The following is a 26,455-nucleotide window of genomic DNA, read 5'->3' on the forward strand; positions in this document are numbered from 1 at the left end:
CACTGGACGCTGTAGCTGCCGCCGGCGCCCAGCGTCATGGTGACGTTGCCGTTGTCCTTCCAGTACGAGAAGAAGTAGCCGTTATGGGTGCCGGTGATGTTCGAGGTGATGGTGCGGTCGGCCTCGGCGTGCGCGACGCCGGTCATGGTGGCCGAGACGGCAGCCAGCAGGACGGCGCTGGCAGCGGCGGCGAGCAGTCTGAACCGGCCGCGACCGCGGCCACCTGGGCGGGCGGGAGCATCGTTCATGGGTGTCACCTACTCGTGAGACCTGGCGGACGAGCCAGGCGGTGATCGGGGTGGTGGTGCGACGGCGCTGACAGCCGTCGATGAGCATCGTGATTCAGCGTTCATCGCATGTCAACAATTTCCGGAACAACTCCGGAACCAATCCTCCCGACGATCTCCCTGATTAGCACTGGATCGCTGGTCTCTCTGGACGGGCCGATCCAGCATGACGGGTAGCGATCTCCGAAAGTTTTCGGAGCCGTACCGAATGATCTGCTGGCAGGCCACCGGCGGGCCGCTCCGCGGCCGGGCACCAGCTATCTGGGCCATTCGCACCGGTCCGGCCTACTGGGCGAGTGAACGCCAGCAGGCTGAGCGGGCTGCGCTCGCCGAGGTCTGGCAGGACACGGCCTGGTCTTCCCCTCCGAGCGGGGCACCCCGTTGGCGCCGACCAACCTAAGCCGCTCGTTCGCTCGGCTTCGGGAGACCGCGGGTCTGCCCGGTGCCGCCTGCACGACCTGCGGCACACGGTCGTGTCCCTGCCGATGGAGCTGGGCGTCCCGCCGCACGTCGTCCAGGCCATCGCCCGGCACGCCGACGTGAAGGCCTACGCCCACGCCAACCTTGATGCCATGCGTCAGGCGCTCGGCAAGCTCGACGGGCGGCTGTCGTGACCCCCGTTGCTGTCAGCGTTGCTGTCAATGGGCCGTCTCGTGGCAGCCACGCGCCGCAAGATGCCTGATGGAATTGGAGCCCCCGGCCGGGATCGAACCGGCGACATCTCGCTTACAAGGCGAGTGCTCTGGCCAGCTGAGCTACAGGGGCGCGTGGTGCCGCCGTCAGCATAGCGAGTGACGTCCGAAAATCCCGCTCGGCAGGCGTCCCGAGCACGGAAAACGTCAATTTCCGGACCCGGCCACCTTCGGATCGGTGTCGGGTCGCCGCCGGCACCGAGGAGATTGATGCCTTGCCGTGCCCGTGTGCCCGGAATGCGCTATGCCGGCCGTCCCACCCTTGGCACCCCGTCTTGGCAGCGCCGCCAAAGCCGTTTACGGTGCAGTGACACGGACGACACTCCGGTCGGCCTCGGCTGCCCGGGTGACGCCCGGCTGGCCGGCACCGTAGGTGCCGGTCGCTCCTTCACTCGGATCGTCCGGCACGTTCCTGCCGGTGAAAGGAAGCGCTTCACCATGGCTACGGTCACCTACGCGAAGGCGTCCCGGATCTACCCGGGTACCGACCGCCCCGCGGTCAACCAGCTCGACCTCCAGATCGGCGACGGCGAGTTCCTCGTCCTCGTCGGCCCCTCGGGTTGCGGCAAGTCCACCAGCCTCCGGATGCTCGCCGGTCTCGAGGACGTCGACGACGGCGCCATCTACATCGACGACCGGGACGTCACCCACCTGCCGCCGAAGGCCCGTGACATCGCGATGGTCTTCCAGAACTACGCCCTCTACCCGCACATGACGGTGTACGAGAACATGGCGTTCGCGCTCAAGCTGCGCAAGACCTCGAAGTCGGAGATCGACCGGCGGGTCAAGGAGGCGGCCGGGCTGCTCCAGCTGGAGGAGTTCCTCAGCCGCAAGCCGAAGGCGCTCTCCGGCGGTCAGCGCCAGCGGGTCGCCATGGGCCGCGCGATCGTCCGCGAGCCGCAGGTCTTCCTCATGGACGAGCCGCTGTCGAACCTCGACGCCAAGCTGCGCGTGCAGACCCGTACCCAGATCGCCTCGCTCCAGGCCAAGCTGGGCGTCACCACCGTGTACGTGACCCACGACCAGGTCGAGGCCATGACCATGGGTCACCGGGTGGCGGTCATGCTCGACGGCGTGCTCCAGCAGGTGGACACCCCGCGGGCGCTCTACGACACCCCGGCCAACGTCTTCGTCGCCGGCTTCATGGGCTCCCCGGCCATGAACATCAAGACCGTGCCGCTGACCGAGCAGGGTGCCGCGTTCGCCGAGCTGCACATCCCGCTGACCCGCGAGCAGGTGGCCGCCGCGCGGGCCGAGGGCGGCGACGGCAAGGTGACCGTCGGCTTCCGTCCGGAGGACTGCGACCTGGTCAGCCCGACCGAGGGCGGCATGCCGGTCGTGGTCGAGCTGGTCGAGGACCTGGGTTCCGACGCCAACGTCTACGGCCACGCCGCGCTCGAGGGCCACAACGAGCGGTTCGTGGTCCGCACCGACCGGCGCACGATGCCGAACATGGGCGACACCGTGTTCGTCAAGCCGCGTACCGGCCGCAGCCACGTCTTCCACGCCACCACCGGCACCCGGATCTGACGTACGCCGAAAGGGGCGGTCCGCATCGGCGGGCCGCCCCTTTCCGTGTGCCCGGGTCGCTGTCCCCGGCGGCCCTTCCCCGGAAGGCCGACTGCAACCGGTCGTGCCCGTGGCGCGTGTCGTGTCTGCTTTTCCGGACAGCGGGAGTTGCGGGGGACACGACACATGCAGGTGTTGCTGGCGTACGGGTTCGACCGGGCGCCCGAAGCGTCCGAGGTGGCCGAACGGCTCGACCGGGTCGCGGCCCATTACCGGCCGTTGTGGCGGGCGCCGGTTGCCCGGCACGGCGTGGCCGCGGGCCGGACCGGCCTGCACCTGTGGGACGCGGTCTCGTCGCCGTGGCGGTGGCCGTCCTGGCAGCAGGCGCCGGACCTCGCCGCCACGACGCTCTACCTGCCCCTCGGGTACGAACGCCTGGTCGGCCGAATCGCCCCGGAGCGGGCCGCGCTGCCCCTGGCCAGGGCGTTGATCGACCGGCCCGCCGGGGTGCTCGAGCTGACCGCCCCGTTCGTGGTGGCCTCGCTGGCCCCGGACACCGGCCGGCTCCGGCTGCACACCGACGGTATCGGCCTCGGCCGCCTGTACGAGCTGCGTTTTCCCGGCGGCTGGGTCTGGTCGAACCGGCCGGCGGCGGCCTGTCGGTTCGCCGGCATCCGGGCCCGGCCGGACCGGGACGGCTGGCGGATGTTCGCGGCGGCCGGCTGGTTCCAGGGCGACCGGACCCCCTTCACCGGCGTCTTCACCGTGCCGGGCGGCGCCACCGTCGGCTACGACCCGCAGGGCCAGGGCCGCACCCAGAGCGTGATCGACGCGCTGGCCGCGTGGGCGGTCGGCCGGGGCGGCGACGCCCTGGCGCCGGACCGGGTCGACGAGGTGGCCGACGGCCTGCGGGAGCTGGCCCGTTCCCTGGGCAGCATGTGGTCGGGTCGGGTCCTCATCGGGCTCAGCGGTGGGCGGGACTCCCGGCTCTGCGTCGCGGCGGCCCTGGCGGCCGGGCTGGACCTGCAACTCTTCACCAACGGTTCGGAGCCGGGCGAGGCCGAGGTCGCCGAAGGGCTGGTCGCCGCGCTCCCCGGCGACCTGGCCCGCCGGGTCCGCCACCGGGTCGCCCGCCCGCGGCCGGGCGGTCCCGCGCAGGCGCAGGGCCTGGCCCTCGACGCGCCCATCCTGCCCAACGCGCTCGGCTGGCACCGCTCGCACGAGGGGCTGCGCGCGGAGACGTACCTGCCCAGCCCGGCCCCGGCCGGCCTCGACCACCCCGATTTCCTCACCGTGAGCGGCGCCGCGGGCGAGATCGCGCACGGCTTCTACTACCCCCCGGACTACGCCGAGCTGAGCCAACTGCCGCACGTGGACCGGCTCGACGCGTTCGCCGAACGCCTCTGCGCCCGGATCCTGCTCAAGCGCGGGCTGTCCGACGCGGCCCGGGCGACGTCCACGGCGGAGATCCGGCACCGGCTGGACGAGGCGTTCCGGAAGGGTCTCGACGACGCCAGGATGCTGGACCACTTCTACGCCAGCGAACGGCTCCGCCGGTGGAGTTCGGCGGCCGACCGGATCGGCACCATCGTCCCGCTGCTGGCTCCGGAGTTCATCCGGGCGGCCTTCGACCTCACCCCGGACCAGCGGCGCGAGAACGCGCTGCACCGCGCGGTGACCGCACGGCTGCTGCCGCAGTGGCGGGACCGGCCGTACTATCAGCGGCCGGCCGGGCTGGTCAGTCCCGCGCTCGCGCCCCGGCTGGGCGACGCGCCCGACCGGGACCTCATCACGGCCCTCGTCGCCGACCGGGCGGGCTGGGCGGACGCCTTCACCCCGTCGGTGGTGAACCGCGCCTGGGGACGCCTGCTCGCCGGAGCGGGCCGCCCGGCCGACGAGCGGCTGCTCCAGCGGGTCATCTGGCGCGCCGTCTTCGCGGACTACCTCGCCGAGGTCAACGACGAACCGCCGGTGCACCGGACGCCGCGTACCCCGGCACCGGCTCCCGCGCCCAGGCAGCCGGCACCGCAGGTCACCGACCCGTCCTCGGCGGGCCCCACCGTGCGGGGCCGGCGCTTCGTGGCGCGCGGCCTACGCCGGGTCGCCCGGGCGGTCGACCCGGCGCCCAGCGCCCGCTGACGGGCACCCAGCGCCCGCTGGCCGGACCGGGCGCCCAACGCCCCGCTGACCGGACCGGGCGTTCGACCCGGCGCCCAGCGCCCGGTCGAGACCGGGCGGTCAGGCCTCGACGGCGCGGCGGCGGGCGACCTCGGCGAGGGTGACCGCCGCGGCCACGCTGGCGTTGAGCGACTCGACCTCGGAGACCATCGGGATGCTGACGGTCAGGTCGCAGGTCTCGCCGACCAGCCGGGACAGCCCGCGCCCCTCCGAACCGACCACCACGACCAGCGGGCCGACCGCGGCCTCCAGGTCGTACAGGTCGGTCTCGCCGTCGGCGTCCAGGCCGACCACGACGAAGCCGGCCTCCTTGCACGCCTTGAGCGACCGGGTCAGGTTGGTGACCTGGGCGACCGGCACCCGGGCGGCCGCGCCGGCGCTGGTCCGCCAGGCGGTCGCGGTGATCCCGGCGGCCCGCCGCTCCGGTACGAAGACCCCCTGCGCGCCGAACGCGGCGGCCGACCGGATGACCGCGCCGAGGTTGCGCGGGTCGGTGACCCCGTCCAGCGCGACCAGCAGCGGGGCGGCCTGCTCCAGCGCGGTCGCCACCAGGTCGTCGAACGGCTCGTACGCGAACGGCGGCACCTGGAGGCCGACGCCCTGGTGCAGCACCCCGCCGGTCATCCGGTCCAGCTCGCTCCGGCTGACCTCCAGGATCGCGATGCCCCGGTCGGCCGCAGTACGCACGATCTCCTTGACCCGGTCGTCGACGTCGATGCCCTGCGCGGTGTAGAGCGCGGTCGCCGGCACCTGGGCGCGCAGCGACTCCAGCACCGGGTTACGCCCGACCAGCAGTTCGGGACTGTCCTTGGCCGGGTTCGACTTCCGGCCCGGCGCGACCCGGGGACCACCCCGGCCGGCCGGCTTGCCCTTGCCGCCCTTCAGCGGCGCACCGGCCCGGGTGCCCTTGCCCCAGGTGGTGTCCTTGGTGCCGGGCTGGCCGATCTTGGGGGAGCGCCCCTCCTCGGCCGCCGCCCGGCGCTCCTTGTCCTGCTTCCAGGCGGTGCGCTGGGGCAGCTTCTCGGTGCCCGAGTACGCCTTGTGCCAGGGCCGCTCATCGGCGGGCAGGGTGCGGCCCCGGCCGGCGAGAGAGTCCTTGTTCTTGCCGCCGGAGCCCTTCGGGGCGCTCGCCTTCGGGGCCAGTCGCCGGCCACGGCGCTGTGAGTTGCCGGCCATCAGTCCTGCTCTCCAATAGTCCAACGCGGGCCCTGGGGGGTGTCCTCGACGACCACGCCGGCCTGCTTGAGCTGGTCGCGTACCGCGTCGGCGGCGGCCCAGTCCTTGCGGCTGCGGGCCTGCGCACGCTGCTCGAGGGCGAGCGCGATCAGCGAGTCCACCACACCGCGCAGGTCGCCCGCGCGGTCGCCGCCGGTCCAGGCCGGGTCCAGGGGGTCGACGCCGAGGATATCCAGCATCGACCGGGTGGCGGCCAGCGTCGTGCGGACGGTCACATCGTCGCCGGCGGTCAGCGCGGTGTTGCCGTCGCGGACCACCTCGTGCAGCGTGGCCAGCGCGGCCGAGGTGTTGAGGTCGTCGTCCATCGCCGCCACGAAGCCGGCCGGCAACTCGCCGAGCGGCCCGGCGCCGACCCGCTCGGCGGCCCGCTGCACGAAACCCTCGATCCGCCGGTACGCCACGGCGGCCTCGCGCAGCGCGTCCTCCGAGTAGTCGATCCGGGACCGGTAGTGCGCGGCGACGTAGTAGTAGCGCAACTCCACCGGACGCACGCCGAGGGACGCCACGTACTCCAGGTCGAGCGTGTTCCCCAGCGACTTGCCCATCTTGGTGCCGCCGATGCCGAGCAGTCCGTGGTGCACCCAGTAACGGGCGAACGGCAGGTCGGCCGCCTGCGACTGGGCGATCTCGTTCTCGTGGTGCGGGAAGATCAGGTCGAGCCCGCCGCCGTGGATGTCGAACTCGGCGCCCAGGTAGCGCCAGCACATCGCCGAGCACTCGATGTGCCAGCCCGGCCGGCCCCGGCCCCACGGCGACGGCCAGTAGGCGTCCGCCGGCTCCTCCGGCTTGGTGCCCTTCCAGAGCGCGAAGTCGCGCGGGTCCCGCTTGCCCCGCTCGGGCGCGTCCCCGGCGGACTGCATGTCGGCCGGCGACTGGCCCGACAGCGACCCGTACGCCGGCCAGGAGGCGACGTCGAAGTAGACGTCGCCCGAGCCGTCGGTCGCCGGGTAGGCGTGCCCGGTCTCGATCAGCCGCGCGATCAACTGGTGCATCTCCGGGACATGCCCGGTGGCCCGCGGCTCGTACGTCGGCGGCAGCACGTTCAACGCCCGGTAGGACGCCAACAGAACCTGCTCGTTGACGTACGCGATCGACCAGAACGGCCGGCCCTGCTCCATCGCCTTGACCAGGATCTTGTCGTCGATGTCGGTCACGTTGCGGATGAAGGTGACCTCGAAGCCGGACGCGATCAGCCAGCGGCGGAGCACGTCATAGTTGACCCCGGAGCGAAGGTGGCCGATGTGCGGCGGGCCCTGGAGGGTGAGACCACACAGGTAGACCCCCACCTTGCCGGCTTCCCGCGGGACGAAGTCCCGCACCGATCGGGTGGCGGTGTCATACAGGCGTAGCGTCACCGTACAAGGGTAGCCGTCCGCGCATCTCGAGGTCGTCCGGAGCCGGGTCGTACGCTGCGTGCTGTGGACACGGCGGCACGCACCCCGGAGACGGCACAGACCCTGGACCGCGGGCTGCGCCTGCTGCACCTGGTCGCCGACGCGCCGCGTGGGCTCACCGTCACCGAGGCGGCGGCCCTGCTCGGCATCGGCCGGGCGGCGGTCTACCGGCTGGTGGGCGCGCTGACCGGGCACGGCATGCTGCGGCGGGACGCCGAGGGCCGGTTACGGCTCGGCGCCGGTGTGCTGCACCTGGCCCGCCGGGCCCAGCCGCTGCTCGCCGAGGGAGCGCTGCCGGCGCTGCGCCGGTTGGCCGAGCAGGCCGGCGCGACGGCTCACCTGACCGTGGTGGAGGGTGGCGAGGGGGTCGCCCTCGCGGTGGTCGAGCCGAGTTGGACGTCGTTCCACGTGGCGTACCGGTCCGGGTCCCGGCACCCGCTGGAGCGGGGCGCGGCGGGCCGCGCGATCCTGGCCGGGCGGGCCGGTCAGGCGGGCCCGGTGAGCAGCACCGGGGAACTGCAGTCCGGGGCGTACGGGGTGGCCGCCCCGGTGCTGGGCGTGGCCGGGCTGGAGGCCAGCGTCGGCGTGGTGGCCCTCGCCCCGCTGGATGTCGCCACCGTCGGCCCCCAGGTGAACGCCGCCGCCGAGGCGGTCGCCGCCGCCCTCCGCTGACCACCCGATCCGCTCTCCGCCACTTGATCCACTCTCCTGGCCGCTTGATCCACTCTCTAGGCCACCTGATCCGCTCCGCCGGCCACTTCGCTTCGCTGGCCCCTTGATCCGCTCCGCCGGCCGCTTCGCTTCGCTGGCCCGTTGATCCGTTCCCTTTGCGGCATGTCGTGCCTTCGCCGCCTGATGATGGCCCGATTCGCCGCAACCCGCCCGGCGGCCACCGCGCCCTAGCAGGCGGCGAGGGCGGCTGGGGGGCTGTCCACAGGGCGGTGGGTTATCCACAGGGCAGCGATGGCGGAAGGCTGGTGGCGGCATCCTCGTCGGCATGCCCCGAGTCGCCTATCGGCCCGACGCCCTGGCCTGGCAGGTCTTCCGTGGATCCGAGGCGGTCCACGCCGGTCTGCTCACCGGCAACCAGCTACGCAGCTCCGCCTGGGCCCGGGTCCGCCACGACGTCTACGCCGACGCCCGGCTGGATCAGGACCATCGGCTCGCCTGCCGTGCGGTGCTGCTGCGCGCACCGGCCGGGGTGAGGATCGCCGGCCCGTCGGCCGCTCACCTGCACGGCGTGGAGCACGCCGCGAGTTTCACCGACGACGTGCACGTGATCGCGCCGGCCGGCAGCGGACTCCGCAGCCAGCGGGGCCTCCGAGTGCACAGCAACATGCTCGACCCCGACCCCGACCCCGACCCCGGAGCCGGGCGTCCATCCGATCCGAACCCGGGTCTTGCCCGGAGGGGACATCCGCCGTGTGCGCCGGCCGGCACGCGAAGGGCGGTAGCCGCGCTGGTCACCTCGGACCCCACGACGGCGGCTTGGGAGACCGGCGTTTGGCTGGAGACCGGGCGGGCGGTCAGCATCATCGACACCCTGCTGGCACGCGGGTCGACCTCCCGGCAGGCGCTCGCCACCATCGCCGCGCATCGACTCGACCGGTCCGGCGGCAAGCGCGCGGCAAGAGTCTTCGACCTGGTCGACCCCGGCGCCGAGTCGCCACCGGAATCGCAGCTCCGGGTGCGACTGGTGCTCGCCGGACTACCCAGGCCGGTAAGCCAGCATCCGGTCCGGCTGCGCTCGGGTCTGATTCTGCATCCCGACCTGGCCTGGCCGGAGTTCCGCGTCGCGGTCGAGTACGACGGTCAGTGGCACGCCGACGCCGACCAACTGCACCGCGACCGGCAGCGGCTGAACCAGTTGGCCGCCGCCGGCTGGCTGGTGCTGCACGTGACCAGTCGGCGGATGCGCCGGGACTTTCCCGGGGTCGTGCGGGAGATCCGGGCCGCGCTGATCGCCCGCGGCTGGCGGCCCCGGGCCGGCGCAGCGATCTGACCAAGTCGTGATGCACCCGGAGGGCTGGCCCCGACGCCCACCCGCTCGTCCCGCATGCCGTGCCATCGAAGCTGCCGCCCTTGCCACCAGGCGACCCGGACAGGACGCGGCTGTCGCCATCAACGCGGCGCCGATGCCTCTACCGCGAGGCGTCCGGACCGGAATGCGGCAACTCGTGCCGTCCATCTCTCGCGCCGACCCCCTCCGCGGGGACGTCTTGGCACAAGACGGCTGCTTCTTGGGCCTACAACCTCCAGCCCGACCCCTCCGCCAGGAGTCCTGGAACGGAATGCGGCAACTCGTGCCCTCAACCCCTCACCCCAACCCCTCCGCGAGGAGTCCTGGAACGAAATGCGGCAACTCGTGCCCTCAACGCCGAACGTAGGCCCACTTTGCCGCAACCTGCCCAGGGGCCACGGGCCACGGGCCACGGGCCACGGGCCACGTACGTGGCCGAGGCCGAGTGCGAGGCCGAGGGCGGATAGCGGAGGGCGAGGGCGGAAGGCCGAGGGCGGAGGGCGGACGGCCGAGGGCGGAGGGCGGACGGCCGAGGGCGGAGGGCGGAGGGCGGAAGGGCGAGGGCGGAAGGGCGGGGATCGGAGGGGCGGGGCCGGGGGTTCAGCGGTCGGTGGCGAGCGCCGGCTCGGGTGGGGTTGCGGCGTCCACCTCGGGCGCCGCGCGCAGTTCGTCGAGCCGGACCAGGGCCACCCCGGCGATGATGAGCGCACCGCCGAACAGTTGGATCGTGGTGGGCAGTTCGCCCAGCACCAGCCAGGCGATGAGTACCGCGAACATCACCTCGGTGAGGCCGACGAACGAGGAGAGCCGCGCGCCGAGCAGCCGCGCGCCGGCGACTCCGGTCAGGTAGGCGACCACCGCGGCCACCAGGGACAGCCCGGCGATCGGCACCAGCCAGCTCATCTGGTGCCCGGCGAAGGTGACGTCGGCGGCGCCGGCCCGCAGCGGGAGCAGGCCGACGAGGCCGAGCAGGAGCAGCACCAGGGCACCGACGGCCATCCCCACGCTCGCCATCACCACGGAGGGCAGCGCCGGGTCGACCCGGCCGGCGATGACGTAGTAGCCGGCGAGGCCGACTCCGGCGCCGAGCCCCCAGAGCACGCCGACCGGGTCGAGCCGGCCGGCGCCGGTGAGGTCCAGCACGAACAGCAGCCCGCACAGGGCGGTGACCGAACCGGCGACGGTGAGCAGCCGGGGCCGCTGGCCGTGGACCAGCCACATCCAGCCGACCACCAGGACGATGCCGAGGTACTCCAGCAGCAGCGCGACGCCGACGGGCAGGTAGCGGACCGCGTTGAAGAAGCACGCCTGGGCCAGGGCCACGCCGAGCAGTCCGAACACGACGATCGTGACGCCGTTGCGGCGGAGCACCGGCCACCGGCCGCGCAGCGCCAGCAGGGCCGGCACGGCCAGGACGAGGGCCGCGATGCCGACCCGGGCCAGCACCACCGCCTCGGCGGACCACTCACCGGTGATCAGCGGCCGGGCGAAGGTGCCCGAGGTGGCGAAGGTGAGCGCGGAGAGCAGGGCGAGGCCGAGGCCGACACCGGGCCGTTCCCGCATGGACAGCTCCTTGTCCGACCGGTGGTCATGAGTGAAAGACGGGTATGCTGATGACGCTAGGCCAGCGCCGCGACAGGAGTCAAGTTGCTTTTCGCCCATGACACCGAGTGTTCTCTGATCGCCGCCGCGGCGCTGGTCAACACCGCTGACCCGGGCCGGGAAGGGCTGCCCGACGTGGCGGCCCTGGACCGGTTCTTCAGCGCGCACGCCTGGACCGGCCGGCACGAGCACACCGACGCCGAGCTGCGCCAGGTCCGGGCCCTGCGGCCCCGGCTGCGCCGGCTCTGGCACACCGACGTCGACGAGGTGGTGGCGATCGTCAACGGGCTGCTCCGCGAGTCCCGCGCGCTGCCCCAGCTCATCCGGCACGACGACGAGCCGTACCACCTGCACGCGGTGCCCCGGGACGCGCCGCTGGCGACCCGGATGGCGGTCGAGGCCGCGATGGGCGTCGCCGACCTGGTCCGCGCCGGTGAACTGGGCCGGCTGCGGACCTGCGAGCACCCGGACTGCCACAACGTGCTGGTCGACCTGTCGAAGAACCGGTCCCGGCGGTTCTGCGACGCCGGCTGCGGCAACCGTGCCGCCGTCACCGCCTACCGGGCGCGCAAGGCCGCGTCCCACTCCTGACGGACCCCGGGCCAGTCCGACCGGCACAGCTCGTACTCCACCTCACCGTGCTCGGTGCCCGGGATCGGGTCGTCGAAGACCAGGTGGAAGGTGCGCAGGTAGCGCAGCCCGGCCCGGGCCATGACTGCCCGCGACCGGTCGTTGACCGCCATCGTCTGCGCCCAGACCCGCCGCACGCCCACCCGGTCGAAGGCGTGCCGGACCAGCGCGCGGGCCCCCTCGGTGGCCAGGCCCCGGCCCCACGCGGCGCGGCGCAGCCGGTAACCCAGTTCCCCCTCGGTGCCGTCGTCGGCGGGATCGAGGGCCAGCCAACCGAGGAACTCGTCGGTGACCCGGTCCAGCGCGGCCCACCGGCCGAGCCCGGGGTGGCGACCGTACTGGCCCAGCAGCCGGGGCAGGTGCTCGTCCCGGACCGTCGCCACGGGGGTCGGGCGACCGCCGGTCAGGTAGCGCATCACCTCCGGGTCCCGGTCCAGCTCGACCAGGTGGTCCACGTCGTCCAGGGTGAACCGGCGCAGCCGCAGCCGCGCGGTCTCCAGCAGCATCCCACCGTCGTCACGCACGCCCGGATCATCCCTCTCGTCGCCGCCCCCGGCGAGCGAGTTACCACGGCGGCGCGGCCGACGCCCCGGGGCCGGTCAGGGGTGGGTCATCCGGAGCAGGTCCAGGGCCTCGTCGAGCTGGGTCTCGGTGAGCTTGCCGGAGTCGACGTGCCCCCGGGAGATCACCACCTCGCGGATGGAGACCTGCTTGGCCAGTGCCTCCTTGGCGATCGAGGCGGCCTCGTCGTAGCCGAGGTGCCGGTTGAGCGGGGTGACGATCGACGGCGAGCCCTCGGCGTACGCCAGGCAGACCTCGGCGTCCGCGACCAGGCCGGCCACCAGCCGCTCCGCGAAGAGCCGGCTCGACGCGGCCAGCAACTTGATCGACTCCAGCAGGTTGCGCCCCATCACCGGGAGCATCACGTTCAGCTCGAAGTCGCCCTGCGACCCGGCGAACGCCACCGCCGCGTCGTTGCCGATCACCTGGGCGCAGACCTGCCGCACGGCCTCGGCGACCACCGGGTTCACCTTGCCGGGCATGATCGACGAGCCGGGCTGGAGGTCCGGGATGCGCAGCTCCCGCAGGCCCGCGCGCGGGCCGGAACCCATCCAGCGGATGTCGTTGGCCATCTTGTACAGCCCGACGGCGATCGTGCGCAGCTGACCCGAGGTCTCCACCAGCGCGTCCCGGGCGCCCTGCGCCTCGAAATGGTTGCGCGCCTCGCTCAGCGGCAGCCCGGTCGACTCGCGCAGCTTCTCGATCACCTTGCCGGCGAAGCCGAACGGGGTGTTGATGCCGGTGCCCACCGCGGTGCCGCCGAGCGGCAACTCCGCCAGCCGGGGCAACGCCGCCTCCAGCCGCTCGACGCCGTAGCGGACCTGCGCGGAGTAGCCGCCGAACTCCTGGCCCAGGGTGACCGGGGTGGCGTCCATCAGGTGGGTACGCCCGGCCTTCACCACGGTCTCGAACTCGGCCGCCTTCTCCTCCAGCGCCCCGGCCAGTTGCTTGAGCGAGGGGATCAGATCCTCCACCACGAACTGGGTGGCAGCCAGGTGGATCGAGGTCGGGAAGACGTCGTTGCTGGACTGCGAGGCGTTGACCTCGTCGTTCGGGTGCACGTTGCGGCCCAGCTCGCGGCTGGCCAGGGTGGCGATCACCTCGTTGGCGTTCATGTTGGACGACGTGCCCGACCCGGTCTGGAAGACGTCGACCGGGAACTGGTCGTCGTACCCGCCGTCGGCGACGTGCGCGGCGGCGGTGGCGATCGCCGCGGCCACGTCCGCCCCGATCACCTCCAGCTCGCCGTTGACCTGGGCGGCCGCCCCCTTGATCTGCGCCAGCGCCTTGATCTGGGCCGGTTCCAGTCCCCGGCCGGAGATCGGGAAGTTCTGCACCGCCCGCTGGGTCTGCGCCCGCCACAGCGCCTCGGCGGGTACCTCCACCTCACCCATCGAGTCGCGTTCGATCCGGTATCCGGTCGCCTCTGGAGTCGTCACGCGTACCATCCTGCCGCGCGTCCCGCCGGGCCGCAGGGAAAGCCGGGCTCACCCCAGCTCGGCCAGCAGCTCCGCGGTCTGCCGCTGATCCGGGGACTCGAGCTGCTGGAACAGCGCCAGCGCCCGGCCGGCGTACGTCCGGGCCTGGGCCGGGTCACTGTGCCGCAGGCAGCGGGCGATGCCCTCCAGTGCCCGGGCCTGCTCGTAGCGGGCGCCGACCCGGGTGGCGTCGGCCAGCACCCGCCGGTGCAGGTCCAGCGCGCTGGCCGCGTCACCCTGGTCGAGCAGGGCGCGGGCCAGCAGGTTACGGGCGGCACACTGCCCGGTCCGGTCGCCGATCTCGATCATCGCCACCAGCGCCTCCCGGTGGCGTCCAGCGGCCGCCACGGGCCGGCCGTCCTCGCGCGCCATCACCCCGATCTCGTTGAGCAGCTCGGCCTCGCCGAACCGGTTGCCGACCCGGCGCTTCAGGTTCACCGCGATGCGCAGCAACCGGCGGGCGGGTTCACGGTCGCCCATCCGGTGCCGGATCATCCCGAGATGGGCGACCGCGTTCGCCATCGGTCGCGGGTCGCTGCACTGCCGGGCCAGCAGGAGGTGGTACCGGGACGTCCGCAGGGCCTCGTCGTACCGGCCCCAGAGCAGCAGCGCGATGGACTGGTTGTTGAGCAGGTTCGCGGCCTGTTCGGTCTCCTCCGGCAACCGGGCCAGCCGCAACGCCGCCTCGGCGCTCTCGACGCCGCGCCGGTAGTCGTCGGCGCAGGCGTAGGCGGCCGCCAGGTTGCAGAGCGCGTGCACCGTCTCGCGCCGCTGGCCGAGCCGGCGGTAACGGTCGACGACCGCCTCCATCACCTGGGTCGCCTCGATCACCCGGCCCTGCCGGTAGTAGGCCGAGGCCAGGTAGTTCATGGTGATCGCCGACGCCTCGTCGTCGCGCAGCGCGTCGGCGGCCCGCCTGGCGACCTGATGCGTCTCGACCAGCTCGTCGAGATGCCCGCCGGTGTAGTTGGACCACCAGAACGCCCGCGCCAGCTGCCAGCAGTGCCGGAGGAAACCCTCGTTCTCGGCCACCCGGACCAGCGCGGTCACGCCGCTGCGGTGCTCGTCGAACCAGGCCGCGCCCTGCCCCGCGCAGGCCGCGACCAGGTCGGGACGCCGCGGCGCGGGCATCCGGGCCAGCGTCTGGATGCTCGGGCCGGCTTCCAGCCTCCGGGCGATCGCGGTGGCCACATGCAGGTGATGGTCGAGCAGCAGCTCCAGCCCGACCCGGCGCTCGTCGGACCGCTCGGGCTCGGCCAGCAGCCGCCGGGCGTACTCGCGCAGCAGGTCGTGCAGCCGGTACCGGCCCGGCTCCACCTCCTCCGCCAGGTGCGCGTCCACCAGGTCGTCGAGCAGGTCCTGCGCCTCGGCGAGCGGCAGATCCGTGAGCGCCGCCGCCACCCGGTTGTCGAACCGGGCCCCGGTGTGCAGGCCGAGCAGCCGGAACAGCCGCTGCACCGGCGGCGCCACCTGGGCGTACGACAGCGCGAAGGCCTGCCCGACGGAGCGTTCGCCGGCCCCCAGCTCGGCCAGCGGGTCGCGTCCGGCGGAGAGGCGCTCGGCCAGGTCGGCGATCCGCCACCGGGGCCGGTGGGCCAGGCGGGCGCCGGCCAGCCGGATCGCCAGCGGCAGGTACCCGCAGCGGCGGACCACCTCGGCGGCGGCCGCCGGCTCGGCGGCCACCCGGTCGCCGCCGGCGACCCGGGCCAGCAGCTCGACCGCCTCGTCGGCGTCCAGCACCGGCAGCGACGACGGGCGCCCGTCGTCGAGCCCGAACAGGCGGCGGCGGCTGGTGACGAGGACGACGTTCTCCGCCCCGCTGGGCAGCAGGGGGGCCACCTGCTCGGCGCTGGCCGCGTTGTCCAGCACCACCACGGCCCGGCGCCGCGCCAGCTCGATCCGCCACACCGCCAACCAGTCGTCCACGTCGAGGGGGGTCCGTTCGGGCGCGACGCCGAGCTGCCGGAGCAGCGTGGCCACCGCCGCGACCGGGGTGAGCGGCGGGCGGTCGCTGTGCCCGTGCAGGTCGATGTAGAGCTGCGCGTCGGAGAACCACTCACCGAGGGCGCTCGCCAGGTGGACGGCGAGCGTCGTCTTGCCGCTCCCGGCCATCCCGTCAATGAGCTGCACCCGCGCCTCGTCCTCCACGATCTCCTTGACCAGCCGGGCCACCGTCTGCTGCCGGCCGGTGAAGTCACTGATCGCCCGGGGCAGCGACCGGACCGGGACGACGGCGGCGGGGAGAGCTTTGGGGCCGGTCGTCGTGAGGTCACCGGCGAGCACCCGCTGGTGCAGCTCCTGGAGCGCCGGGCCCGGTTCGATGCCGAGTTCGTCGGCGTGGATCCGGCGGCCCTCCCGGTAGACGGCGAGCGCGTCCGCCTGCCGGCCCAGCGCGGCGAGGGCGAGCATGAGCTGGCCGCGCGTCCGTTCCCGCAGCGGGTGGCGTTCCACGCTCTCGACCAGTTCGTCGAGCACGTCGGCCGCCTGCCCCAGCCGCAGCTCGACGTCGACGCACTCCTCGAGCACGGCGAGTCGCTGCTCGTCGAGGGCCTGCGCCCGACGCCGTACGCTGCGGCTGGCGATCCCGCCCAGCGCGGGCCCCCGCCAGAGCCCCAACGCGGTCCGGTAGTGCCGGCGGGCCTCGGCGGGCCGCCCGCCGGCGAGCGCCGACCGGGCGGCGTCGACCTCCCGGGCGAAGACCGCGACGTCCAGGTCGGACGCGTCGACCCGGATGCCGTAGCCGGCCGGATCGGTGACGATGCTCTCCGCGGGCAGCCCGAGCGCGGCGAAGCGCTGCCGCAGCCGCGACACGCAGATCTGGAGCTGGGTACGGGCGGTGGCCGGGGGCCGCTCCTCCCAGACCGCGTCGATCAGCTCCTCGACGGGCACCACCCGGCCGGGCCTCAGCAGCAGCAGGGCGAGCACGGTCCGGTCCCGGCCCGCGGTGACGGTGGTCTCCCCACCGCCGACCCGCAGTGGACCCAGGATCCCGAACCGCATCCGCACCCCCGTATGTGCAACTTCCAGGAGCGTAGCCCGCCCGTCACCGAGCGGCGCGGGTGAACGATAGCGATCTGATAGCGGATCGACAGCGGCGACCCCGAGACTCGTTCCGGGTTGTCGGTAACGGCATCCGACGGGGGCGGTGCGCCCGTCCGGGATCCTCCGGGCGGGCGCACCGATGTCGACAGGCGGCAGCAGAGCAGGGCGCCGAACCGGCCCGGTCGCCCTCTTTTCCGGTACGTCAGCGCCGGCCGACGGTGAGCACCGGCTTGGTCACCTCGGCGAAGAAGTCGTTGCCCTTGTCGTCGACCACGACGAAGGCCGGGAAGTCCTCGACCTCGATCTTCCAGACCGCCTCCATACCCAGCTCGGGGTATTCGAGCACCTCGACGTGCTTGATGCAGTCCTGGGCGAGCCGCGCGGCGGGGCCGCCGATCGAGCCGAGGTAGAAGCCGCCGTGCTGCTGGCAGGAGCGGGTGACCTGGGCGGACCGGTTGCCCTTCGCCAGCATCACCATCGAGCCGCCGGCCGCCTGGAACTTCGCCACGTACGCGTCCATCCGCCCGGCGGTGGTGGGGCCGAAGGAGCCGGACGCGTAGCCCTCGGGGGTCTTGGCCGGGCCGGCGTAGTAGACGGCGTGGTCGCGCAGGTACTGCGGCATCGGCTCGCCGGCGTCCAGCCGCTCGGCGATCTTGGCGTGCGCGATGTCCCGGGCCACGACGAGCGGGCCGGTCAGCGAGAGCCGGGTCTTCACCGGGTACTTCGACAGCTCGGCGCGGATCTCGTCCATCGGGCGGTTCAGGTCGACCCGGACCACCTCGGAGCTGTCCAGGTGCGCGTCGGTGACGTCGGGCAGGTAGCGCGCCGGGTCGGTCTCCAGCCGCTCCAGCCAGACACCGGACGGGGTGATCTTGGCGACCGCCTGCCGGTCGGCGGAGCAGGAGACCGCGATGGCGACCGGGCAGGACGCGCCGTGCCGGGGCAGCCGGACCACCCGGACGTCGTGGCAGAAGTACCGGCCGCCGAACTGCGCGCCGATGCCGAAGTTGCGGGTCAGCTCCAGCACCTCGGCCTCCAACTCCAGGTCCCGGAAGCCGTGCGCGGTCATCGAACCCTGGGTAGGCAGGCCGTCCAGGTATTTGGCGGAGGCGTACTTGGCGGTCTTCAGCGCGTACTCGGCCGAGGTGCCGCCGATGACGATGGCCAGGTGATAGGGCGGGCAGGCCGAGGTGCCGATGAGCCGCAGCTTCTCCTCCAGGAACTGCATCATCCGCGTCGGGTTCAACAGCGCCTTGGTCTCCTGGTAGAGGTACGACTTGTTGGCCGAGCCGCCCCCCTTGGCCATGAAGAGGAACTTGTACGCGTCCGGGTGCCCGTCCGGGTCCTCGGCGTAGAGCTCCACCTGGGCGGGCAGGTTGCTGCCGGTGTTCCGCTCGTCCCACATGGTCAGCGGGGCGAGCTGGGAGTAGCGCAGGTTGAGCCGGGTGTACGCCTGCCACACACCGCGCGAGATCGCCTCGGCGTCGGCGCCGTCGGTGAGCACGTGCCGGCCGCGCTTGCCCATCACGATCGCGGTGCCGGTGTCCTGGCACATCGGCAGCACCCCGCCGGCGGCGATGTTGGCGTTGCGCAGCAGGTCCAGCGCGACGAACCGGTCGTTCGGCGAGGCCATCGGGTCGTCGATGATCGACCGGAGCTGAGCCAGGTGGGCCGGGCGCAGGAAGTGGGCGATGTCGTGCATCGCCTCGGCGGTCAGCGCGGTCAGCGCGGCGGGCTCCACGGTGAGGAACCGGCGACCACCGGGGCCGTTGACGACGTCGACGCCCTCATCGGTGACCAGGCGGTATTCGGTCTGGTCGGGACCGGTCGGCAGCAGAGGGGCGTACGAGAAGGCGGCGGCACTGCTCATGAGGGAAAAGCCTAGGGCAGAGGTGTCGATCGGTGACACCCGCCGGGGTCCCCTGGGACGCCGCTCTCACCCACCGCCGGGACAGAGCTCGTTCTTCGGCCCGCAGTCGCCCTGCTGGGACGGGGGTAGGCGGGTGCCGCCCGGCCCCGGTCCGGGGAGGCCGTCCCCGGCCGCGGGCGGCACGACGGCGCCGCCGGCGCCCCAGCGGACGTACCCGATCTCGCGCCCCTCGCCGATGATCATGCCGTTCGGGCCGACGGCGAGGGCGTTCGCGGAGGTCCGCAGCACGACCAGCTCCCGACCGGTGGCCGGGGTGACGGCGATCAGCCGGGACGGCTTCTCCTCGGCGATCAGCGCCGCGTACGGGGTGAGCGCCGCACCGCTCTTCCCGCCCGCGGGCCGGCTCCAGCCGGCCCGGTCGACGCCCAGCTCGCGGCCGACGATGGTCCGCTTGTCGGCGCTGCGCACCAGCGCGTACCGGTCGTCCACGGCGAGCAGCTTCTCCCCGTCCGCGCCGACCAGGAGCAACCGGCCGTCGTACCCGTCGAGCACCGCCTCGCGGCCGTCCGGGCCGACCCCGATGAGCACGTTCCGGGCGCCCTGCGGGTCCTCCCGCTGCACGCAGCCGGCGTAGTCGGCGGTCCGCAGGTTCACCCCGGTACGCCGCCACACCTGCTGCCCGGTGGCCGGATCGACGGCGGAGATGTCGAAGTAGCAGCTCCCGTCGCGGGAGGTGGCTTTGATCCGGAGCAGCCGGCCACCGATCACCGCCAGCCGCTCCTCCCGGCCGGGTTGGACGTTCTGCAGCACCCGGCCGGTGGCGGTGTCCACCACGTGCACCCGCCCGTCGACCGGGAACCCGAGCAGCGGCGGGACGTCCTCCGGCCCGGCCACCCCGTCGTCGATGCGCGGCGCGTCGAGCCGCCGGGTGCCGAGCAGTTCCGGATTGTCGGCGAGCAGCCCGCTGTGCACGCCGGGCAGGAAGGCCGTCCAGAGTGGCCGGGTCCCGCGCGGCTCCCAGGCGCTCAGCGTGCAGTCGGTGGCCGCCACGCAGCGGGCGTCGAGCAGCAGGTTGCGATACGTCCAGACGGCCACCGCCCGGTCGTCGCGCCGGCGCACCGCGCCGGTGGCGGGGTCGAGCAGCTCGTACCCCTTGACCAGGAGCTTGCCGACGGCGACGACCGGGTCCCGGTCGCCGCCGGCCACCGCCGCCCAGTCGGCCTTGCGCTCCCAGAGCTGACTGCCGGTGGCCAGGCTGCGCGCCTCGACCCGGGTGCGCTGCTCGACGACCACCGTGTCGCCGGCGATGGTCACGCTTCGCGGCGTGCCGCCGACCCGCTGCTGCCAGACCACGTCCGGCTCGGAGATCGGCTCGCTCCGGTCGACCCAGTCCCACATCCTCGGGAACGGGTTCCACACCCCGGTGGCGGCGAGAATGACCACGGTGATGAGCCCCAGCAGCAACCAGCCGCGTACGCCAAGGCCCTTCACACCGCACACGGTAGCGACGATCACCGTCGCGCCGAGGACCCGAACGGCCGTGTCGCGTAGCTTTCTCGGCCGCCGCCGTGCTAGGCGGGGTCCGCCGCGCCACCTCCGGCGGGCACGCGGGACCCCGCCCGGGCCGCGGAGCGGACCAGGGGCAGCGTGCGGTACGGGATCTGCTCGGCCAGCGCGATGATCGTCGAGGCGCGGCGGATGCCCTCGGAGGAGACGATCTGGTCGATCACCCGCTGAAGGTCGGTGTTCGACCGGGCCACGATGCGGCAGAGCAGGTCGCTGGAGCCGGTGATGGTGTGCGCCTCCAGCACCTCGGGGATCGCCGCCAGGTGCGCGGTCACCGGGTCGTGCCCGTGCCGCTGGCTGATCTCCAGGGTGACGAAGCTGGTCACCCCGAAGCCGATCGCGGCCGGCGAGATCTCCGGGCCGAAGCCGCCGATGACCCCCCGGTCGACCAGCTTGTCGAGCCGGGCCTGGACGGTGCCCCGGGCCACCCCGAGCCGGCGGGAGCACTCCAGCACCCCGATCCGCGGCTCCTCGGCGAGCAACGTGAGCAGCCGTGCATCAAGCTCGTCGAGCTGTACATCCTGACCAGCACTCATGGGTAAACACCCTACCGAATGCACAAGCTGACCAGGGTTTTCCGCAACTGTTGCCCAACGATCGGCCGCCCAGCGATCCTCGCCACAACAGCACACCCAGGGCGGCCCACGAGGCCGGCCGGTACGCAAGGGAGGCCACCATGACCCAGGCGATCGACCGACCCCAGTCGACCGACGAGATCGACGCCGACGTCCTCATCGGCGCCGTCGACCACGACATCACCCGCGACCCGTTCCCGGTCAAGGGGCTCGACCACGTGCACTTCCTGGTGGGCAACGCCAAGCAGGCCGCCCACTACTACTCCACCGCGTACGGGATGACCTGCGTGGCGTACCGGGGCCCGGAGCAGGGCTACCGGGACCACGCCCAGTACGTGCTGACCAGCGGCTCGGCGCGGTTCGTGCTGACCGGCGTGGTCCGCCCCGGCGCCGAGGGCGCCGCGCACGTGGCCGCGCACAGCGACGGCATCTCCGACATCGCGCTGGAGGTGCCGGACGTCGACGCCGCGTACGCGCACGCCACCGCGCAGGGCGCCACCGGGCTGGTCGAGCCGCACGACGTCAGCGACGAGCACGGCACGGTCCGGATGGCGAGCATCGCCGCGTACGGGGACACCCGGCACACGCTCGTCGACCGGTCCCGCTACACCGGTCCGTTCCTGCCCGGCTTCGTGGCCCGCGGCCCGATCGTGGACCGGCAGCCGATGATCGACGCCGGCCTCCAGCCGAAGCGCTTCTTCCAGGCCGTCGACCACGTGGTCGGCAACGTGGAGCTGGGCCGGATGGACGAGTGGGTCGAGTTCTACAAGCGGGTCATGGGCTTCACCAACATGGCCGAGTTCGTCGGCGACGACATCGCCACCGACTACTCCGCGCTGATGAGCAAGGTGGTCGCGAGCGGCACCCGCAAGGTGAAGTTCCCGCTCAACGAGCCGGCCATCGCCCGCAAGAAGTCGCAGATCGACGAGTACCTGGAGTTCTACCAGGGGCCGGGCGCCCAGCACATCGCCGTGGCCACCAACGACATCCTGGCCAGCGTCGACGCCATGCGCGCGGCCGGCGTCGAGTTCCTGGACACCCCGGACTCCTACTACGAGGACCCGGAGCTGCGGTCCCGGATCGGCAACGTGCGGGTGCCGATCGAGGAGCTGCAGTCCCGCAAGATCCTGGTCGACCGGGACGAGGACGGCTACCTGCTCCAGATCTTCACCAAGCCGGTGCAGGACCGCCCGACCGTCTTCTTCGAGCTGATCGAGCGGCACGGCTCCCTCGGCTTCGGCAAGGGCAACTTCAAGGCCCTGTTCGAGGCGATCGAGCGAGAGCAGGAGAAGCGCGGCAACCTGTAACACTGTCGGCGTGACCCACCCTTCCCCGAGCACCCCGCCGCCGCCCGCCGGGCCCCCGCCCGTGGGCGGCGGCTTCGCGCCGCCCACCCAGTACGTCCCCCCGGCGTACCCGGGACCGCCGGGCTATCCGCCCCCGCCGCCCGGGTACGGCCCGCCCGCCGGGTACGCCCCGCCCGCCGGGTTTGTGCCGCCGGCCCTGGCCCCCAACGGTCAGCCGCTGGCCGGCTTCGGCGAGCGGCTGGTGGCCTGGCTGATCGACTCGATGGTCGCCTCGGCGGTGGCCATGGTGCTCTTCGCGCCGGTCTTCGTCTGGTTGGTCGTCCGGACGATCGACCAGATGCCGATGCCCGGCCCGGACGGGACGGTGCCCGAGCCCGACCCGTCGATGTTCTTCACCGACCTGTTCCTGCCGATCCTCCTCGCCGAGCTGGGAATCTTCGCGGTCCTGCTCGTCTTCTACTGGCTCTACCACGTCGAGTACGCCCGCCGGACCGGTCAGACGCTGGGCAAGAAGGTGATGAAGCTGCGCATCGTCCCGGTCGAGCCGGGTGCCGCGCTGACCCGGGGTCACCTCGGCCGGCGGTACCTGGTGGAGTTCGTCGCCGGGTCGCTCGTGCCGTTCGCCAGCTACGTCGACGGGCTCTGGCAGCTCTGGGACAAGCCCTGGCAGCAGTGCCTGCACGACAAGGCCGCCGGCACGGTCGTCGTTAAGGTTGCACCGTGAGCGTGAGGAGCGAGCCGGGTCTGCGAGCCCCGCAATCGCGAACCGAGGTAGCACTGTGAGCGTGAGGAGCGAGCCGGGTCTGCGAGCCCCGCAATCGCGAACCGAGGTAGCACCGTGAGCGTGGAACCTGGCTGGTACGTCGACCCCGCCGACCGGGACACCCGCCGGTACTGGGACGGGGAGGGCTGGCTCGGCGCGCCCATCCCGGTCGACGCCACCCCGCCCGAGGGCCCGCCGCCGCCGGAGCCGGCCCCCGTCGCGGCTCCGGCCCCCGTCGCGGCTCCGGCCCCCGTCGCGGTCCCGGCCGCCCCGCCGCACGCCGGCGCCCCGGTCAGCGGCCCGCACCCGGGTCAGCCGGGCGGGTACCCCGGTCACGGCGGCCCGTACCCCGGGCCGCCGGTCGGGCAGTCCGGCCCGGCCGGCCCCTACCCGTCGGGCCCGGGGCCGCACCCGGTGCGGCCGGTGGGCGGGCCCGGGCAGCCGTCGGTACCTCCGCCGGGCTGGCCCTACCCGACCTGGCCGGCGCGGCCGCCCGAGCCGCGCCCACACGGGCTGCCGCTCGCCTCGTACGGTGCCCGGCTGGCCGCGCGGCTGATCGATGTCGGCATGCTCGTCCTGCTCAACACGGCGATCAACGGCTGGTTCATCTGGCGCTTCTTCGTCGAGTGGTCCGCGCCGTGGCAGGAGTACTGGCGCCGGGTCAGCACCGGGGACCTCAGCAACGAGCCGCTGCCGCCCCCCGGCGAGCAGTTCGGCGGGCTGCTCCTCGCCGTCCTGCTGATCGCCACCGCGCTCTGGTTCGCCTACGAGGTGCCGTCGATGGCCGCCCGGGGGCAGACCTTCGGCAAGCGGCTGATGGGCGTCCGCGCGCTGCCCGTGGAGGCGGACCAGCCGCTCGGCTTCGGCCGGGCCACCCGCCGGTGGAGCACCCTCGGCATGCCGACCCTGTTCTGGGCCTGCTGCGGCTTCGGGCTGCTGCTCCAGTTCCTCGACGCCGTCTCGGCGCTCTTCGACCAGCCGCTGCGCCAGGCGCTGCACGACAAGCGGGCGCAGACCGTGGTCGTCCAGCTCTCCGGCGCCCGGCCCGAATCCGGTACCACCCCGCGCGACCGCGCCAACCCCCCGGGAGACACCCCATGAGCGACACCGGACGTCACCAGCCTGCGCTGCGGCTGACCCGCGCCGACCTGGACGCGCTGCCCAACTACGTGCCCGGGCGCAGCCCCGCGGACCTGGCCCGCGAGCTGGGCCTGCCGGAGGCGATCAAGCTGGCCAGCAACGAGGTGCCCTACGGCCCGCTGCCCGGTGTGGTGGAGGCGGTGGCCGAGGCGGTGGCCGGCTCGCACCGCTACCCGGACATGGGCGTGGTGGCGCTGCGCCAGGCCCTCGCCGAGCGGTACGGCGTGGACGCCGACCGGATCGCCACCGGCTGCGGCTCGGTGGCGCTGGCCGAGCACCTGGTCCGGGCCACCTGCCTGCCCGGCGACGAGCTGCTCTACTCGTGGCGGTCGTTCGAGGCGTACCCGATCATCGCGGCGACCAGCGGCGCGACGAGCGTGCGGGTGCCGAACGACGCGGGCCACGGTCACGACCTGGCCTCGATGGCGGCGGCGGTGACCGACCGGACCCGGATGATCCTGGTCTGCAACCCGAACAACCCCACCGGTACGGCGGTCCGCAAGGCCGAGCTGGACCGCTTCCTCGACGCGGTGCCGGACGACGTGCTGGTGGTGATCGACGAGGCGTACCGGGAGTTCGTCACCGACCCGGAGGTGCCGGACGGCCTCGGCTACCTGGACCGGCCGAACGTGGCGGTGCTGCGCACGCTCTCCAAGGCGTGGGGCCTGGCCGGGCTGCGGATCGGCTGGCTGGTGGCCGCGCCGACCGTGGCCGCCGCCGTGCGCAAGGTGGTCACGCCCTTCTCCACCAGCATGGCGGCCCAGGCCGGCGCGCTCGCCGCGCTGGCCCAGGCGGACGAGGTCGAGCGCCGCTGCGCGCTGGTCGTCGCCGAGCGGGACCGGGTCACCGAGGCGGTCCGCAAGTTCGTCCCGGACGTGCCGGCCAGCCAGGCCAACTTCGTCTGGCTGCCGCTGGGCGACCGGGCGGTGGACTTCGGCAAGGCGTGCGAGACCCGTGGGGTGATCGTCCGGCCGTTCCCGGGCGACGGCGTACGGGTCACCATCGGCACCCCGACCGAGAACGACGCCTTCCTGGCCGCCGCCGAGGTGGCCCTGGCCTGAGCGGCGTGAGCCGGGGCCGGTCCGTCAACCCCATAACGGACCGGCCCCGGGGCCTTCACCCGGGCACTGGTCACGGCGGCGGTAAGGGTAAGAAGTGGCTTCCCGCTGGGACGGACACTAGGCCACAGACACGTCGTTACGGCATGAAAGCAGACAAATCGCTCATCCGGCGGCGGAGTGCGTGATGGTTTCCCGGTAGGTGCCCGCCACGACGCCGGCCCGGATTGTCGAACGGGTGACCCGCTCACGTCGCGGCCAGCAGCACCGGCTCGGCGGTGAGGAAATACCCCTGGTCGTCATCGCCGGGGCCGGCCCGCTCGCGCAGCCGCTCCACCGCGAGGTAGCCGCTCGCGGCGTACGCCCGGCCGGGCACCCAGCCCAGCCCGTCCTGACCGACGTTCAGCACGAACCGGGACCGTTCCGCGCCGGTGGCCGGATCGATCGTGACCAGGTCACGCCCCTCGGTCAGCAGGTGCACCCGCCCGGGCTCGACCGCCAGGATGCGCGCCGCGCCCAGGTCGGCTCGACGCCACCGCTGCGCCCCGCCCCGCGCCGACCGGCCGGTCACCCCACCCGACGTGCCGACCACCCACTCGCCGTCCAACTCGGTGTCCGCGCCGTCCAGCGCGGGCGCGGCCACCGGCTCACCCGGGCCGACCAGCCAGCCCCGGCCGGTGCCGTCACCGGGCCCCCCGGTACGCAGCCCTCGGCAGCCGGAGTGCCCGCTGCGGCAGCCGACCAGGGTGACCACCAGCGCGCCGGAGGTGTCCGGTGGCCGCCAGCGGGTGCGGACCGCCCCGGTCGCCGCGTCCCGGAACTCGACCGTCGCCGGCCCGGCGCAGCCGTCCACCCCGACCAGGTCACCGCCGGCCGTGGTGCCCACGTCGGTGCGGCAGCCGTGCCGCAGGTCCGCCTGCCAGAGCCGGCGGCCGTCGCCCAGCGCGTACCCGCCGATCCCGCTGGGACCGGCCGCCACCAGCACCGTCCGGGCGCCGGAACCCCCGGCGACGTGCAGCCCGACCGGATCCCAGACCGTGCCGGCGTAGGTGCGCCGGGGTGCCGGCACCGGCCCCGGCGCCGGCCCGTCCGCCCGCCAGGCCACCCGGCCGGTACGCGCGTCCAGCGCCACGAGCCGCCCGTCGGACCAGCGGCTGACCACCGTCGTCCCGTCGGCCAGCACCCCGTCGAGCCGGGCCGGCCAGCGCCGGTACGACCAGAACGGGGTGACCCGGTGCCGGCCGCTCGCCGGCTGGTCGGCGTACACCTGGCGGGCGCTGGCGTAGACGCGGAGCCGGCCGTCGACGACGAGCGGCGCCACCGGCAGCCGGCCCACCACGCCGACCGGCGGGGTGGCCGCCGGCGGATAGGCCGCCCGGGCCACGGTGCTGACCTCGGCGGGCGCCAGCACCCGGTGGACCACGGCGGCGGCCGCCGCGACGGCGAGCACCGCCACGAGCGCCACCACGCTCCGCCGCCCCCGGGCCTTCCCCATGCCGCACCTCCGCCCGGCACCCTACCCAGCCGCGACCCCGGCTCCCCGCGCA

General features: G+C 73.6%; 20 protein-coding genes, 1 tRNA gene and 1 pseudogene. 10 read left to right on the plus strand and 12 right to left on the minus strand.

Annotation, left to right across the window (positions count from 1 at the left end; all coding sequences use genetic code 11):
- Nucleotides 1-248, minus strand: a pseudogene (locus tag AB0I11_RS10355) (1,4-beta-xylanase); the annotation flags it as partial.
- A 512-nt stretch (nt 249-760) separates the two neighbouring features.
- Here AB0I11_RS10355 and AB0I11_RS10360 point away from each other — a divergent pair.
- Nucleotides 761-901: a hypothetical protein gene (locus AB0I11_RS10360; protein WP_357316640.1), complete on the plus strand. Its 141-nt coding sequence runs from the start codon at nt 761-763 to the stop codon at nt 899-901.
- A gap of 74 nt (nt 902-975) precedes the next feature.
- On the opposite strand, the gene AB0I11_RS10365 is transcribed toward AB0I11_RS10360, so the two are convergent.
- Nucleotides 976-1,052: transfer RNA gene (locus AB0I11_RS10365), tRNA-Thr, on the minus strand.
- 365 nt (nt 1,053-1,417) lie between these two features.
- On the opposite strand from AB0I11_RS10365, the gene ugpC reads away from it, so the two are divergent.
- Complete coding sequence (ugpC, locus tag AB0I11_RS10370; protein ID WP_357316643.1) at nt 1,418-2,509, plus strand: sn-glycerol-3-phosphate ABC transporter ATP-binding protein UgpC; 1,092 nt, start codon at nt 1,418-1,420, stop codon at nt 2,507-2,509.
- Nucleotides 2,510-2,674: 165 nt separating this feature from the next.
- Nucleotides 2,675-4,627, plus strand: coding sequence for a hypothetical protein (locus AB0I11_RS10375; protein WP_357316646.1), 1,953 nt, complete (start codon nt 2,675-2,677; stop codon nt 4,625-4,627).
- Between the two features lie 99 nt (nt 4,628-4,726).
- Here AB0I11_RS10375 and rlmB read toward each other — a convergent pair whose 3' ends face one another.
- Nucleotides 4,727-5,842, minus strand: a complete 1,116-nt coding sequence (gene rlmB, locus AB0I11_RS10380; RefSeq protein WP_357316649.1) for a 23S rRNA (guanosine(2251)-2'-O)-methyltransferase RlmB — start codon at nt 5,840-5,842, stop codon at nt 4,727-4,729.
- Nucleotides 5,842-7,257: a cysteine--tRNA ligase gene (gene cysS, locus AB0I11_RS10385; RefSeq protein ID WP_357316653.1), complete on the minus strand. Its 1,416-nt coding sequence runs from the start codon at nt 7,255-7,257 to the stop codon at nt 5,842-5,844. The genes rlmB and cysS overlap by 1 nt, the downstream gene beginning before the upstream one ends.
- A 63-nt stretch (nt 7,258-7,320) precedes the next feature.
- On the opposite strand from cysS, the gene AB0I11_RS10390 reads away from it, so the two are divergent.
- Together AB0I11_RS10390 and AB0I11_RS10395 are read left to right on the plus strand one after the other, a co-directional pair.
- Complete coding sequence (locus AB0I11_RS10390) at nt 7,321-7,968, plus strand: helix-turn-helix domain-containing protein (protein WP_357316658.1); 648 nt, start codon at nt 7,321-7,323, stop codon at nt 7,966-7,968.
- Between the two features lie 325 nt (nt 7,969-8,293).
- Nucleotides 8,294-9,298 (plus strand): DUF559 domain-containing protein, encoded by a 1,005-nt coding sequence (locus AB0I11_RS10395; protein WP_357316661.1) that lies wholly within the window; start codon nt 8,294-8,296, stop codon nt 9,296-9,298.
- A 618-nt stretch (nt 9,299-9,916) separates the two neighbouring features.
- Here the strand turns inward: AB0I11_RS10395 and AB0I11_RS10400 are convergent.
- Nucleotides 9,917-10,879 (minus strand): EamA family transporter, encoded by a 963-nt coding sequence (locus tag AB0I11_RS10400; protein WP_357316666.1) that lies wholly within the window; start codon nt 10,877-10,879, stop codon nt 9,917-9,919.
- Between the two features lie 84 nt (nt 10,880-10,963).
- Between AB0I11_RS10400 and AB0I11_RS10405 the strand changes: the two genes are divergently transcribed.
- Complete coding sequence (locus AB0I11_RS10405; protein ID WP_357316670.1) at nt 10,964-11,509, plus strand: CGNR zinc finger domain-containing protein; 546 nt, start codon at nt 10,964-10,966, stop codon at nt 11,507-11,509.
- Here AB0I11_RS10405 and AB0I11_RS10410 read toward each other — a convergent pair.
- The 6 genes from AB0I11_RS10410 to AB0I11_RS10435 all read right to left on the minus strand — a co-directional run bounded on the left by AB0I11_RS10410 (nt 11,476) and on the right by AB0I11_RS10435 (nt 20,601).
- Nucleotides 11,476-12,072 carry a GNAT family N-acetyltransferase gene (locus AB0I11_RS10410; protein WP_357316673.1) on the minus strand — a complete coding sequence of 199 codons (597 nt, stop codon included), beginning with the start codon at nt 12,070-12,072 and terminating at the stop codon, nt 11,476-11,478. The two genes, AB0I11_RS10405 and AB0I11_RS10410, sit on opposite strands and share 34 nt — an antisense overlap.
- Nucleotides 12,073-12,147: 75 nt before the next feature.
- Nucleotides 12,148-13,557, minus strand: coding sequence for a class II fumarate hydratase (locus tag AB0I11_RS10415; protein WP_357316676.1), 1,410 nt, complete (start codon nt 13,555-13,557; stop codon nt 12,148-12,150).
- A 39-nt stretch (nt 13,558-13,596) separates the two neighbouring features.
- Nucleotides 13,597-16,587 (minus strand): BTAD domain-containing putative transcriptional regulator, encoded by a 2,991-nt coding sequence (locus AB0I11_RS10420; RefSeq protein ID WP_357316681.1) that lies wholly within the window; start codon nt 16,585-16,587, stop codon nt 13,597-13,599.
- Between the two features lie 244 nt (nt 16,588-16,831).
- Entirely contained in the window at nt 16,832-18,499 is a 1,668-nt protein-coding gene (locus AB0I11_RS10425) for a fumarate hydratase (protein WP_357316686.1), read from the minus strand.
- A 66-nt stretch (nt 18,500-18,565) separates the two neighbouring features.
- A complete protein-coding gene (locus AB0I11_RS10430) occupies nt 18,566-19,999 on the minus strand; it encodes a hypothetical protein (RefSeq protein ID WP_357316690.1) in 1,434 nt (477 codons plus the stop codon).
- A gap of 71 nt (nt 20,000-20,070) precedes the next feature.
- Entirely contained in the window at nt 20,071-20,601 is a 531-nt protein-coding gene (locus AB0I11_RS10435; protein WP_357316692.1) for an Lrp/AsnC family transcriptional regulator, read from the minus strand.
- Nucleotides 20,602-20,741: 140 nt separating this feature from the next.
- Here AB0I11_RS10435 and hppD point away from each other — a divergent pair, with 140 nt between their 5' ends.
- The 4 genes from hppD (at nt 20,742) to hisC (ending at nt 24,911) form a co-directional block, all read left to right on the plus strand.
- A complete protein-coding gene (gene hppD / locus AB0I11_RS10440; RefSeq protein WP_357316695.1) occupies nt 20,742-21,947 on the plus strand; it encodes a 4-hydroxyphenylpyruvate dioxygenase in 1,206 nt (401 codons plus the stop codon).
- 10 nt (nt 21,948-21,957) lie between these two features.
- On the plus strand, nt 21,958-22,671 hold the full coding sequence (locus AB0I11_RS10445; protein WP_357316698.1) for an RDD family protein: 714 nt from the start codon (nt 21,958-21,960) through the stop codon (nt 22,669-22,671).
- A 114-nt stretch (nt 22,672-22,785) separates the two neighbouring features.
- Nucleotides 22,786-23,811, plus strand: coding sequence for an RDD family protein (locus AB0I11_RS10450; RefSeq protein WP_357316701.1), 1,026 nt, complete (start codon nt 22,786-22,788; stop codon nt 23,809-23,811).
- Nucleotides 23,808-24,911, plus strand: a complete 1,104-nt coding sequence (gene hisC / locus AB0I11_RS10455) for a histidinol-phosphate transaminase (protein ID WP_357316704.1) — start codon at nt 23,808-23,810, stop codon at nt 24,909-24,911. Before AB0I11_RS10450 ends, hisC begins: the two co-directional genes overlap by 4 nt.
- Nucleotides 24,912-25,155: 244 nt before the next feature.
- Here hisC and AB0I11_RS10460 read toward each other — a convergent pair whose 3' ends face one another.
- Complete coding sequence (locus AB0I11_RS10460) at nt 25,156-26,403, minus strand: PQQ-binding-like beta-propeller repeat protein (RefSeq protein WP_357316707.1); 1,248 nt, start codon at nt 26,401-26,403, stop codon at nt 25,156-25,158.
- Nucleotides 26,404-26,455 lie beyond the last annotated feature (52 nt).

This window comes from Micromonospora sp. NPDC050495 (genome assembly GCF_040655175.1).
Taxonomy (GTDB): Bacteria; Actinomycetota; Actinomycetes; order Mycobacteriales; family Micromonosporaceae; genus Micromonospora.

Coding starts and splice junctions, on each gene's coding strand:
- AB0I11_RS10425 (WP_357316686.1), bottom strand. CDS start 18,499: ATGAGCAGTGCCGCCGCCTTCTCGTACGCCCCTCTGCTGCCGACCGGT.
- AB0I11_RS10400 (WP_357316666.1), bottom strand. CDS start 10,879: ATGCGGGAACGGCCCGGTGTCGGCCTCGGCCTCGCCCTGCTCTCCGCG.
- hppD (WP_357316695.1), top strand. CDS start 20,742: ATGACCCAGGCGATCGACCGACCCCAGTCGACCGACGAGATCGACGCC.
- ugpC (WP_357316643.1), top strand. CDS start 1,418: ATGGCTACGGTCACCTACGCGAAGGCGTCCCGGATCTACCCGGGTACC.
- AB0I11_RS10420 (WP_357316681.1), bottom strand. CDS start 16,587: ATGCGGTTCGGGATCCTGGGTCCACTGCGGGTCGGCGGTGGGGAGACC.
- hisC (WP_357316704.1), top strand. CDS start 23,808: ATGAGCGACACCGGACGTCACCAGCCTGCGCTGCGGCTGACCCGCGCC.
- AB0I11_RS10415 (WP_357316676.1), bottom strand. CDS start 13,557: ATGGTACGCGTGACGACTCCAGAGGCGACCGGATACCGGATCGAACGC.
- AB0I11_RS10435 (WP_357316692.1), bottom strand. CDS start 20,601: ATGAGTGCTGGTCAGGATGTACAGCTCGACGAGCTTGATGCACGGCTG.
- rlmB (WP_357316649.1), bottom strand. CDS start 5,842: ATGGCCGGCAACTCACAGCGCCGTGGCCGGCGACTGGCCCCGAAGGCG.
- AB0I11_RS10375 (WP_357316646.1), top strand. CDS start 2,675: ATGCAGGTGTTGCTGGCGTACGGGTTCGACCGGGCGCCCGAAGCGTCC.
- AB0I11_RS10395 (WP_357316661.1), top strand. CDS start 8,294: ATGCCCCGAGTCGCCTATCGGCCCGACGCCCTGGCCTGGCAGGTCTTC.
- AB0I11_RS10460 (WP_357316707.1), bottom strand. CDS start 26,403: ATGGGGAAGGCCCGGGGGCGGCGGAGCGTGGTGGCGCTCGTGGCGGTG.